7 protein-coding genes are annotated in these 12,107 nt (G+C 69.9%); 3 read left to right on the plus strand and 4 right to left on the minus strand.

Going from position 1 to position 12,107, the window contains the following annotated elements; translation table 11 throughout:
- Window positions 1–52 precede the first annotated feature (52 nt).
- The 3 genes from ACSDR0_RS29910 (at window position 53) to ACSDR0_RS29920 (ending at window position 2,705) form a co-directional block, all read left to right on the plus strand.
- On the plus strand, window positions 53–1,081 hold the full coding sequence (locus ACSDR0_RS29910; RefSeq protein ID WP_435292240.1) for a neutral zinc metallopeptidase: 1,029 nt from the start codon (window positions 53–55) through the stop codon (window positions 1,079–1,081).
- A 337-nt stretch (window positions 1,082–1,418) separates the two neighbouring features.
- Window positions 1,419–2,045 carry an SGNH/GDSL hydrolase family protein gene (locus ACSDR0_RS29915; protein WP_435292241.1) on the plus strand — a complete coding sequence of 209 codons (627 nt, stop codon included), beginning with the start codon at window positions 1,419–1,421 and terminating at the stop codon, window positions 2,043–2,045.
- A gap of 327 nt (window positions 2,046–2,372) precedes the next feature.
- A complete protein-coding gene (locus ACSDR0_RS29920; RefSeq protein ID WP_435292242.1) occupies window positions 2,373–2,705 on the plus strand; it encodes a hypothetical protein in 333 nt (110 codons plus the stop codon).
- A gap of 176 nt (window positions 2,706–2,881) precedes the next feature.
- On the opposite strand, the gene ACSDR0_RS29925 is transcribed toward ACSDR0_RS29920, so the two are convergent.
- The 4 genes from ACSDR0_RS29925 to ACSDR0_RS29940 all read right to left on the minus strand — a co-directional run bounded on the left by ACSDR0_RS29925 (window position 2,882) and on the right by ACSDR0_RS29940 (window position 12,083).
- Window positions 2,882–4,441 carry a cellulase family glycosylhydrolase gene (locus ACSDR0_RS29925; RefSeq protein WP_435292243.1) on the minus strand — a complete coding sequence of 520 codons (1,560 nt, stop codon included), beginning with the start codon at window positions 4,439–4,441 and terminating at the stop codon, window positions 2,882–2,884.
- Between the two features lie 188 nt (window positions 4,442–4,629).
- Window positions 4,630–7,155, minus strand: coding sequence for a glycoside hydrolase family 9 protein (locus tag ACSDR0_RS29930; RefSeq protein ID WP_435292244.1), 2,526 nt, complete (start codon window positions 7,153–7,155; stop codon window positions 4,630–4,632).
- 171 nt (window positions 7,156–7,326) lie between these two features.
- The gene (locus tag ACSDR0_RS29935) at window positions 7,327–10,263 is read right to left on the minus strand and encodes a glycoside hydrolase family 48 protein (protein WP_435292245.1); all 2,937 of its coding nucleotides are present in this window, start codon (window positions 10,261–10,263) and stop codon (window positions 7,327–7,329) included.
- 581 nt (window positions 10,264–10,844) lie between these two features.
- Complete coding sequence (locus ACSDR0_RS29940; protein ID WP_435292246.1) at window positions 10,845–12,083, minus strand: ice-binding family protein; 1,239 nt, start codon at window positions 12,081–12,083, stop codon at window positions 10,845–10,847.
- Window positions 12,084–12,107: the final 24 nt, after the last annotated feature.

Raw genomic sequence — 12,107 nt, forward strand, 5'->3', positions numbered from 1 at the left:
CTACATCCGCTAGATTGCCGCCCGGAGATCCACTCTTTGGAGAGGCGGTCGCATGCGCCCACGGGGGTCGAACCCGCTGGCCTTCGGCGTACTCGGTGTCCTGGCCTTGGCGTTCGCCGCTGTCGTGGTGATCGCGGGTCTGGTCGGCGAGGAGGAGGCCGATGTTCCCGCCGGTCCCGGGACGGCCCCGGTGGCGACGGGGAGCGCGCCTCCCCGGCAGACGGGTGACACGGAGATCACCACGCCGGACTTCACCCCGCCGGAGAAACTGAACCTCGGCTCGCTGGGCGACGTCGAGATCACGCCGGTCGCCGCGCGGCGGAACATGGCCGTCGACCTCCGCTACATGCGGCGCTCGGACACCTCGGCCCGGCTCAAGCGCAACCCGCTGTACGGCACGGGCCTGATGCGGCCCACCTCGTGCCGCGCCCCGCGGCCCTCGACCCAGCCCCGCGACATGCTGTCCTATCTCAACGCCGTCACCGACTGCCTGGAGCGGGCGTGGTCGGCGAAGTTCTCCCAGGCCGGCGCGGTCTTCCTCCCGGCGCGCAAGGTCTACTGGTCCCGTCCGGGACGGGGGCCCTGCGGCACCTACCCCGACGCCGGCGCCTCCGCCTACTACTGCCCGTCCAACCGGGGCATGTACATCGGCCTGAGCCATGTGATCGAGCAGAGCGGCGACGTCGACCCCGCCAGGAACCACGTGCCCTACCTGGCCGTGCTCGCCCACGAGTACGCGCACCACGTGCAGAGCATGGCGGGCATCGGCGGAGCCTGGTGGTGGGAGGTGTCCAACAAGTCCCGTACCGCCCAGGACTCCCACTCCCGCCGCCACGAACTCCAGGCGCAGTGCCTCTCCGGGGCCTTCGTCCGCACCGTACGGGTCCCGCTGGGAGTCACCAACGCGCGCTGGCAGGAGGTCCTGCGGACGGAGTTCGGGCGCGGCGACGACCAGAACGGCAACCCCCGGCGTGACCACGGCAGCGGAGATCACTACGCCGCCTGGCTCCACCAGGGCTGGAAGTACGCCAGGATCGCCTACTGCAACACCTGGTCCGCCAGCGCGTCCGATGTCAGCTGACCCGTCCCCGTCCCCGTCCCCGTCCCCGTCCCGGAACGTCACCCCTGTCTGATGGCGCCAGGCCGGGCCGTCGCGGTCCGGACGGTGCCGTTCCGCTCCGATGGTGCCGCTCTGATCTGATGGGGCCGAACCGGACCCGTGGGTCTGGTCGAGCCTGTGGGGCCGAGTGGCCACGGTCACCGGCGGACATCTGCAATCATGTCGGGAGTCCGACGTTTCCCGAGGTGGCATGCGCGCGCCCGTACGTAGACGACCGTGGGCGTCCACGGTCGCATTTCTTGTAGCGGTTTCCTCCCTTGTTTCTGGATGCAGCCTCGGAGGTGGCGCGACCACGCCGATGACCGGCGGTGCGGAATCCCCGTCCACCTCACCGCCCCCGGCCCCGCTCGTCATGATCGTCGGCGACAGCTTCACGGTCGGGTCGGGTCCCGTACGGGCATGGGACGGTTACGCGGCCCGGGTCGCGCGGCAGCTGGGCTGGCAGCTGATCACCGCCGGCGCCGCGGGAACGGGCTTCGTCAACCCCGGCAGGGTGGGCCGGACCTTCCAGGACTCCTTCGTCAAGGAGCTCTCCTGGCGCCCCGAGCCCAACATGCTGATCATCTCCGGCGGGCGCAACGACCGCCGGATCGGAGCCGCCAGGATCGAGAGCGCGGCCGTCCACCTGCTGGAGCTGGTCAGGCGGCGATGGCCGCACACCAGGATCGTGCTGGTCGGCCCGATCTGGATGACCAAGGCTCCCCGGTGGGCCTACGGCGTGAGGGAGGCCGTCCTGCTCGCCGCCGATCGGCAGGAGGTCCCCTTCCTCGACCCGTTCGAACCCCTCGGCCCGCACGGCCGGGGCTGGGGTCGCGGAGCGGTCCTGCCCGACGGTGTCCACCCCACCCTCGCCGGTCACGCACGCCTCTCGCGCTGGATGGTCTCCGCGCTGCACAGGTACGGCATCGACGCGCGTCCCTCCTGAGAAGGGCGGGCCGGTCAGCCGGTGGACGCCGCTCTCGCCACCGCGAGATCCGGGGCCGAGAGCGTCCGGGACGCCGCCGTGGTCTCCACCGGCCGCGATTCCTCATGGAACATAAAGGACATTTCGCCACAAAGCGACCCATAAGAGTTTAACGACAACAATAAGTGGACAATCGCCGTGTAAAAGGATCGAATTACCGTTTATGGGCAGACATGGCAGGAAAGCATGACAAGCAGGGATGGCTCATATATGGCCACCTCTAGTGATTTCCGGCCGATCCAGAAATGCCGGTAATCGGGGTAATTGAACCTTTCGAGGGGAAAAGCAATGCCCAAGTTCAAGAGTGCTATCGCAGGGCTCGCGTTCACTGTGGCGCTGACCGGCGGGGCCGTCGGTATGGGTGCGGCGACTACGGTCGCGAGCGCCGGCGCGACGACCGCCACGATCACCGCCGCGGCCTTCCCGACCTGGGGTGGCGGTGGCTGCGGTCGCCGCTGTGGTCGCGGCTGCTGCGGCGGCGGCGGCTGGGGCGGCTGGGGCCGGCACCGGCACCACCACCGACAGAACTTCAGGATCCGTATCAACAACCACAACAACAACTTCAACCGCCTGGAGAACAGGAACAGCAGCGGCTGGGGCGGCTTCGGGTTCGACGACTGACCGGGTCTCCCGATCGCCGGACCACGCCCGCGTCCCGATCCGGGCGCGCTGCGGGGGAGCCCCGTGGCCGGTGTGAACCGGTCACGGGGCCGCGGTGAGGCCGCCGGTGACGGCGGCCTCACCGCCCGGCGTACGGCGGGAGGCCGCCGGCGCGGGGGTAAGGCCGCCGGGTACGGCTAGGAGATGGTGGGGGTGGGCGGGGTGCCCGTGCCGGACCAGGTGCCGATGAAGCCGAAGGTGGTGGATCCCCCGGCGGGGACGGACCCGTTCCAGGCGGCGTTGGTGAAGGTGAAGACCGGGGGGGCCGCGGAGAGGGTGGAGCTCCACGACTGGCTGATGTTCACGCCGGAGGGATAGGTGAGGACGGTTCGCCAGCCGATGACGGCCGCGGTGCAGCGGACGGTGACCTCGCCCTGGAATCCGCCCTGCCAGGAGTTGCCCGTGCGGTAGGTCGAGGTACAGCCGCTCGGCGGGGTCGAGGTGGTCGTGAAGGTCGTCGCCGCCGAGGCGGTCGAGGCGTTCCCCGCGGCGTCGCGGGCGACGACGGTGACGGTGTAGGCCGTCTGCGCGGTGAGGCCGGTCAGGGTGATCGAGTTGGTCGCCGACGAGCCGATCCTGGTGGTTCCCCGGAAGACGTCGTAGCCGGTGACCGCGCGGTTGTCGGTGGAGGCGGTCCAGGACAGCCGGGCCCCGGTCGAGGTGATGTCCGAGGCGGTGGGTGTGCCGGGCCTGGTCGGCGCCTCGGTGTCGGGGGTGCCGGTGCCGCCGTAGATCGTGGCCTCGACGGAGGTCTGCGCGATGCCGTTCGCCCCGTTGAACAGGCGCTGTCCCCAGGTGGTGAGGCTGGCGACGTTGAAGTTGGTCACCTGGTCGAGATACTCGACGCCGCCGCCGTTGCCGCTCCACGACCAGCCGAGGTAGCCGACCCCCCTGGCCTGCGCCTGGGCCATGATCGTGTCCTCGTCGGGGTTGCCGTCGGAGTGGTTGAAGCCGAACTCGCCGATCACCAGCGGCAGTCCCGCGGTCTGGAACGCCTGCAGGTAGGAGGTGACCTCCGCGGCCGTGTCGAACACCCCGTACATGTGGACGGAGAAGACCGTGTTGCGCTGCGGGTCGGCGGCGAAGACCGTGGCCGCGTTGTCGCGCATGGTGAAGCCCCAGTCCTGGCCCCAGTTGGGCGCGTCCGCCATGATCAGGTGCTGGAACCCGTTGCTTCGCAGCCGGGTGATCGCGGCCGAGGTGGCCTGGGTCCAGCCGGGGGTGGTCGCGTTGTTGCCGAAGGGCTCGTTGCCGATGTTGAGGACGACGTAGTCCTCCTGGCCGACGATCGCGCTCTTGACGCTGATCCAGTAGTCCACGGCCTGGTCGAGGGTGTACGCGCCGCTCTGCTCGCCGTACCCAGTGGTGTCATGATTTTCCAGGACACAGATGAGTTTGTTCTGCTTGCAGAGCGAGACGACGTTCGCCACGTCGGAGACGCCGTTGGCGGTCCAGCGCCCGCCGCTGAGCACCACCCTGACGGTGTTCGCGCCGAGCGACTTGATGTTCGCGAACGAGCTGGTCTGGGTCGCGTACCAGGTGTGCGCGTGACTGGTGCCCCGCATGACGAACGCGTTGCCGTTCGCCTCAAGGATTCGCGTACCGCTCACGCGGAGGCCGACGGCGGCGTGGGCGGGCGGTATGGAGACGAGAAACGGAAAAAGGAGCGCCGCGAGCAGCGCCAGTCTGATTCGCATGACCTACCTCGATCGGGGGGTGCCCGGCCGGGCGGAGGGGTCGTCGCGCCCGGCCGGGGCGATGAGGCGTCCGGCGGGAGGGACGGACGCCTGGACAACGGGGGAGCGGGGTATCGGTTCGCGGTGGTCGCCGGAGGGGGTGGCCCGTTACGGCATGGGATGCCGTAACGGGCCGCCGGGGCGGGGTGTCAGCCGGTGGTGCAGGTCACCGGGGTGGGGACGCCGTTGGTGCCGTTCTGGCTCGCGGTGAAGCCGAAGGACGCCGAGGCGTTCGGGGCGAGGGCGCCGTTCCAGGCCACGTTCCTGACCGACACGTCCGCTCCCGTCTGGGTGTGCGTGCCGTTCCAGAGCTGGCTGATCGTCTGGCCGTTGGGGAACCTCCAGGTCACCGTCCAGCCGGTGATCGCCAAGGCGCCCTCGTTCTTGACGGTGACCTCGGCCTGGAAGGCGCCCTGCCAGCTGTTGCCGACCGCGTACGTGGCCGTGCAGCCGCCCGCCGGGGCCGTCGTCGTGGTGAACGCGGTGCTCTCGGACGCCTCGGAGGAGTTGCCCGCCGCGTCCCTGGCCACCACGTGCACGGTGTACGCCGTCGAGGGGGTCAGGCCGGTGAGGGCGTACGAGGTGGTGGCGGAGGTGGCGACCCTCGTCGTCCCCCGGTAGACGTCGTAGCCGGTGACGCCCGTGTTGTCGGTCGAGGCCGTCCAGGTCAGGGTGGCGCCGCTTCCGGTGATCGCGGAGACGGCGGGCTTGCCCGGCCGGGACGGCGCCACGGTGTCGTCCTCCGGAGGAGGCTCGTCGCCGGGCGGGTTGCCCCAGATCTTCGTCGTTCCCGCGTAGACCGTCATGTTCTGCACCCGCACCGGGGTCGCGCCCGGCGTGGTGGCGACACCGGTGTACGACCAGTCGTTGGACGGGTCCCACGTCCCGGTGCTGGCGAGGCGGAACTGCACCTCGCGCCGGTGCTGCGACTGCCCCGCCGGGGCGATCGAGGTGTTCGAGCAGTCAATGGTGACGTAGTAGGTCTTCCCGGACAGCAGGGTCGGTCCGGTCGGGGCCTTGCACTGGTTGTAGGCGGAGGTCACGGAGACCTGGCTCGCGGTCGTGGTGCCGTCGAGGGTGAAGTAGTAGCGGAACGAGCCGTTGGCGAGCGGGCGGGCCGGCCAGGCCGACTGGTTCCGCACGATGGCCTTGATCTCGGTGAACGCCGAGCCGGAGGCGTTCACCCCGGCCTCCACGAAGATCTCGGGGCCGTCGGGGGTCTCCGCCACGGGGAAGTTCGCGGCGGGGGCCCCGCCGTACTCGCGGTAGAGGCGGGCGAGGGCGCTGGTGAAGCCCGCGTTGTAGTCGGTGGCGACCTCGTTCATCACGTAGTCGTCGCGCTTGTCCGTGTACTTGTCGTCGGGGTCGGGCGGGCCGCCGACGAGGGCGCCGTACAGGGTGTGGCGTGTCTCGACCGGGTTGGTCATCTGGTCGGTCCACGAGCCGTGCGCGGTGCGGTGGTGCGGGTTCCTCGGCGGGTTCGCGCCGAACCCGATCACGTACGAGGAGCTGCGCGGGTTGTCGCCGAGCGCGTAGTTGATCTGCCTGACCGCGAAGTCGTGATATCTCGTCTTACGTGTCGCGTCGGTGATCGAGTCGGCGTGCACCAGCGCCGCGAACGAGGTGTTGGCCGCGTAGCGCAGCGACCCCCACCGGTCGAGCACGGCCTGTCCGCCGGGGGAGTATCGCACCCGCTGCCCGTTGACCCCGACCGTCCAGAAGTCGAGCCAGCGGTTGGCGTCGTCGAGATACTTCTGCTTGCCGGTCAGCTTGTTCAGCAGCACGTAGGCGCCGTAGGACTTGTCGTCCCAGGCGATCGTCCACTTGTACGACTTGACGGTGGACTGCGGCTCGGTGCCGAGGTTGTCGTAGTACGACTCGGCCTTGGCCAGGTAGGAGGCGTCCTGGGTGGCCCGGTGCAGCCAGATGGCGCCCCAGACCAGCTCGTCGTTGTAGCCGCTCCACGACTGGTAGTAGCCCGAGGCGTCGGTGATGCAGTCGCTGTACTTCTTCCGCACGGTGTCGGCGAAGGTGTAGAGCTGCTTGGCGTGCCCCACCAGCGTGTCGGCATAAGTCGGATTTGTCGGGCGGAAGACGATCGACGAGGCCGCCATCGCCGCCGCCGTCTCCCCGGCCAGGTCCGACCCCCCGCACGAGGCGTCGATCTTGTACGCGGGCCGCTCCATCTGCATCGCCTCGGCCGGGCCCCACCAGGCGTGGTCCTTGCCGCCGTTGCCGACCTGCCCGTACAGCACGTTCGCCGACGGGTGGGCCTTGATGAAGTAGTCGTTGACGAACTTGAGGTTGTTCAGCAGGTGGGTGAGCTGCCCGGAGGAGGCGTACGCGTCGCGGTACTCCACCGCGCCCCAGGCCAGCATCGTCGCGCTGGCCGCCATCGGCAGGCCGAACTTGACGTGGTCACCCGCGTCGTACCAGCCGCCGGTCAGGTCGAGCCCGGCGTCCTGGCCGTCGCCGAGCCCGGAGGGGCCGCGCCAGCCGACGCGGTTCCAGCTCGGCAGCGTCCCCGACTGCTGGGCCTCGTAGAACCAGATGGACTTCTGCAGGGCCTCGCCGTACGCGAAGGCGGGCGCCGCGGCCTGGGCGCCGGTGGCGGGCACCGTCACCGGGACGGCCGCCAGCGCCAGCAGCGCGAGCGCCGCCAGGGTTCTCTTCATTGGGGGGTGCGCCTCTCGGAGGTGGTGCTCAGGGCGTGGCAGCAGGTCAGGGGTGCCGCCACGCCCCGAGGTCTCAGGGGGTCGGGCCCGGGTCGGGCTCAGGTCGGGCCCGGCTCGGGCTCAGGTCGGGCTCGGGTCCGGCCTGAGGGAGGGCCGGACCCGAGGAGGGGGTCAGGGGAAGAGACGGCCGTACTCGGCGAGGGCGACGGCCACGTCCACCTGCGCCCAGAACCGGTGGTAGTTGAAGGACGGCGCGGGGCCGGTGCCCTTCAGGTAGGCGTCCACCTTCGGCCAGTCCGGGTCGTTCTTGTAGAAGGACCGGATGGACATGAAGGTCGAGCTCGAGTTGATCGTGTCGCCGTTGGGCATCTTGCCGGTCCAGCCCGGGGGCACGTAGACCGGGTCGTTGAGGCGCCGGTAGTCGGCCTTGGTCTCGGCGACCGACACGCCCTTGGCGTCCTGGTTGTTGCGCCACATGCCGTCGAGCAGGCCCTTGGCGACGGCCTTGGCCGTGGCGTTACCGGACTTGGCGGCGTAGTAGGTCAGCACCTTGGCGTACGAGCCCGCCACGCCCACGTCGGTCGTGTAGTCCCTGATGCTCACGTGCAGGTTGGAGTTGGTCCCGGGGTTGCTCGGGTTCCAGGTGTCGGGCTGGCCGGTCCACACCAGCGTCGAGGGGATCTGGTAGGTCCCGTCGGCGTTGATCGTGGTGTTGTCGGTGGCCCACTTGACCCACTTGTCCAGCACGAGCTTGGCGTCGGCGTTGCCGGTCGCGTAGTACAGCTCCGCGACCCGCTCCATCGACCACGCCTGGAAGCCGAACCACTGGTTGGACGGCGGGTCGTGGTAGACCGGCTGCCAGTCGTAGGCCATCCCGTAGAAGGTGGGCAGCGTCGACGGCGGGGCCGCGTAGTGGCCCTGCCAGCTGTTGGTGGCGCCACCGGCGATCGCGCCCTCGGTCGACTGGAGCCAGCGGTAGAACTCCAGCTGCCGCTTGGTGCTGGTGGTCCAGTCCTGTACGGCGGTCGCGCCCTTGGGCTTGAGCGCGTCCACGCTGGACAGCACCCATGCGGCCATCGGGTTCTGGTAGCCGGAGTGGTTGTGGCTGGAGCCGATCCGCCAGGCCCATCCGGCGGAGGTGTCGTTGGCGCCGCCCCAGGCGTAGTACCAGCTCAGCAGGTAGGCCGAGCTGTCCTTGCCGGTTCCGGCCGCGCAGGAGGTGCTGGTGCAGCCCTGCTTCTTGAAGTACTTGTCGTACATCGCGTAGCGCAGGTAGTCGCCCATCTTCGCGGCCTTGGCGACCGTGGCCGAGACCTGCGAGGCCTTGCCCTGCTCCGTGGCCCAGGTGTGCGCCCAGTAGGCGACCTGGACGGCGCGGGCGTCGGCGTCGGGGGCGTTGGTGTACTTCCACTGCTTGGCGTAGGAGCTGTCACCGGTGAACAGGTCCAGGAACCCGTTCGGGCCGCCGTGCTTGAAGGTGTCGCAGGACGGCTGCGGGATGGTCTCGAAGACCGACTCCTCCGGGCCGCGCTGGTAGGTGTTGATGTAGGCGGGCTTGGTGGTCCCGTCCCCGCAGCGGCCGAAGCCGTAGGTGTTGTCCACGTCCAGCAGCCAGTGCATGCCGTAGACGTCGCTGGTGCCGTACGCCGTCTTCAGCTCGTTGGCGATCGGGTCGACGCCGACGCTCACGCCGCCGTCCAGCTTGGACGGGTACTGCTTGATGTCGTCCCACTCACCGGCGTACGTGGCGGGCTTGGACGGGTTGTAGAAGGAGTTGGTCGGCTGGTCGGCGGTGGCCGGGATGATGTACTTCTCCATCGAGGCCCAGGCGTCGTTGAACTTGCTCCAGTCGCCGGTCACCTTGCCGTACGCCGCCTCCAGCCACAGGTAGTAGCTGTAGGCCTCGGAGGTGGTCTCGTGCCCGTGGTCCGGCGCCTCGACCATGAAGGTCTCGACGGAGTGGTAGGGCACGCCCTGCGGCGAGAAGTAGCCGTTCGCCGGGTCCTTGAGCTTGTTGTACATCGCGGTGAAGCGCTGGATGTACTCGTTGTCGCCGCCGCCCGAGTCGTTGTCGACCTCGGTGGCGGTCGCCTTGGCCGAGGTGTGGCCGGTGGCGGTGGAGGTGAACTCGGCGCTGCCGGAGGTCTGGTCGGTGTCCTCGGCCGCCGCGACCCGTACCGTCTGGGCCGTGTTCCAGTTGGCGGTGGTGAAGGTCAGCGACGCGCCGGAGGAGACGGTCAGGTCGGTGTCACCGCTCGTCCTCGCGGTCGCCACGGTGACGCTCGCGGACGGGGCCTTGGAGAGTTTGACCGAGAGGTCGGCCGTGCTGCCCTCGGAGACGGCGATCGTGGCCGGGGTGACGACCACGGCGGGGGCCGAGTCGGCGGTGACCGTGATCCCCACGGGGGAGGAGGTGGTGGTCGCGCCCTTGTCGTCGGTCGCCCTCGCGGTGAGGGAGTAGCTCCCGGCGGCGACGCTCGTCCAGTTGTAGGCGTACGGCGCGCTGGTGTCGGTGCCCAGCAGCGTGCTGCCGTTGAAGAAGTCGACCTTGGAGACGGTGCCGTCGCTGTCGGTCGCGTTCGCGGTGATCGGCACCGTCGCGGGCGCGGCGAAGGTGGCCCCGGCCGCCGGACCGGTGACGCTCACCGTGGGCGGCTGGTTGACGGGGGTTCCCCCGCAGGTGGTGCCGTTGATCGTGAAGGCGGTCGGCTTGGGGTTGGACCCGGACCAGCTGCCGTTGAAACCGATGCTGGTCGAGGCGCCGGTGGCCAGGTTGCCGTTCCAGGCGAGGTTCTGGGCGGTGACGGCCTGGCCGCTCTGCGCCCAGGTGGCGCTCCAGCCCTGGGTGACTCTCTGGGTGGTCGTCGGGAAGCTGAACCCGAGGGTCCAGCCGGTCAGCGGGTCGCCCAGGTTCTTGATGGACACATTGGCGGTGAAGCCGCCCTGCCAGTCGTTGGTGGTGTACGTCACGTCACAGGCGACGGCCGCGAGGGCGGGGGAGGCTGCCAGCGCGGTGGTCGTCCCAGCCGCCAGGCTGAGCAGCGCCAGCGCGGCGACCCGTCTCCGGAAGCGTGGGAGCGCTCCCGCTTTGAAGGGGAACAGGTGCATGAAATGGGCCTCCGTGGGTGGGGATCGATGCGAATTCGCTGGTGGTGGCACCGCATCAGATCAAGCAGGGGAGAGAGGGGGTGGGAGCGCTCCCATAAGGGATTCTGGAGACGGTGAACGGGATGTCAATGGCATGTGCCTTCGGTTACGTCGATGTTTCGAGGCCCATGCCGCCAGGCTGCTGCGATCCGGGCGACCTTTTTCGCGAACCATGAAAGTTTCAGAGCTTTCGATCTTCCCTGCCGAGTGCTTGCTTGTGAGTACGCTCTCGGCCCTCGCTCCCGGCCCCCGCTCTCCGCCCTCGCTCTCGGTCCTCGCGCCCGCCCCGAGGTGCCGCGTGATCCACACCGGTTCCTTTCCCGTCGGCGCGTCCGTCCCATCGGCCACCGGCCGGTGGGACGGACGCGCCGCGACGGGCGGGTGGGCCGCCGCCCCGGCCGGTGACGGCGGGGCGGCGCGGTGTGGTTCCGGCTTCTCTCGGCTTCTCCCGGAACCCCCGGAGGAATGTTCTCCCGCCCCCCTGTCGCGGTGTGGTTCCGGCTTTTCCCGGCCCCTCGCAGGCACGTTCTCCGGGCCGTCCGTCAACGCCAGTGGTGATGGTGCCTGGACCGTGGGTGGCGGTGACGGTTGCGTTCGCGGTCCCTTGCCTTGAACGCCCTGTCGCCGCGCGGGCGCCTCACCGTGCCCTGGCCTCCTTGGCCGCTGTCATTCGCGGTGGCGGCGGGGGTGGCCGGACTCGCCGGCGGTGCCGGGCAGACTCCCCGGGGGCCGACGGCCACGGTCAGTATCGGTGAGGCGCTGGGGTCCAGCCGGTTCGTGCCCGTGAAGGCGGCCACGAACTTATGAGTTCGCTGCGGGACCTGGGACATGGTCAGGCTGGCCCGGCCGCCGTCGTCGGACTGGCTTCTGTCCTGCCTCACCCCGTTGGCGAAGAACTCGACCGGCCCGCTCGGAGGGACCGCCCCCGAAGACGTGACGGTCGCGATGAGGGTGAGCTGGCCCGGAGCCTCCGGGTTACAGAACGCGGCCAGCTTGGTGGAGGTGCTCCTCGCCGGCAGGGCCGTGCAGGCGGATCGTGTGACGGTGGTGGTGTCCAGGTTGACGGTGCCCTCGCGGGCCAGAAGGCGGCCGTCCACGGTCGCGCCGGCGCCCGCGGTGATCGAGTTCAGCGCGAGGACGTTCCCGATGAAGCGGGAGCCGGCTCCCAGCGTGGCCGAGCCGTCGACCTGCCAGAAGACGTTGCACGCCTGGGCGCCGTTGATGAGTCTCACCGTGCTGGCGGGCGAGGTGACCAGGCCGGGAGCCCTGAAGACGAAGACGGCGTTCGGGTTCCCCTGCCCGTCGAGGGTCAGATCCCCGGTGAGCTGGAAGGCGCCCGAGGTGGGGTTGTAGGTGCCCGGTGCCACGGTGATCCCGCCGAGCTGCGGCCGGAGGGAGGCGGTGCCGGGCCGCCTCGCGGCGTCGTCGTAGGCGGTGGCCAGGTCGATCTGGGCCTGTGCGGCGACGGGATCGCCCTTGTAGGCGGCGCCGACCAGGACGCCGGACGGAAAGCCGGTGGACGTCGACCCCGGGCTCACCCCGAGCTCGCCGGTGACGACGGTGGGGCCGGTGGCGGCGACCGCCGTTCCCGCCAGGACCGCGAAGTTCGTGGCCGTGCCGAGCGGCACCAGCGCCGGCCCCGGCGTCGGCGTGTTCGCCGCGCTCGCCGTGTGCGGCGCCGCGGCGACGCAGCCCAGCGCGACCGCGACGGTCAGGGCCCCCGCCAGCCAGGAACGGACGGTATTTCGCGGAACGATACGCGAGTGACCAACTCTTGTCACAGTGCTGTCCTTTTCTTTTGGTAT

The sequence above is a fragment of the Streptosporangium sp. G11 genome (assembly GCF_051192615.1).
Classification (GTDB): Bacteria; Actinomycetota; Actinomycetes; order Streptosporangiales; family Streptosporangiaceae; genus Streptosporangium.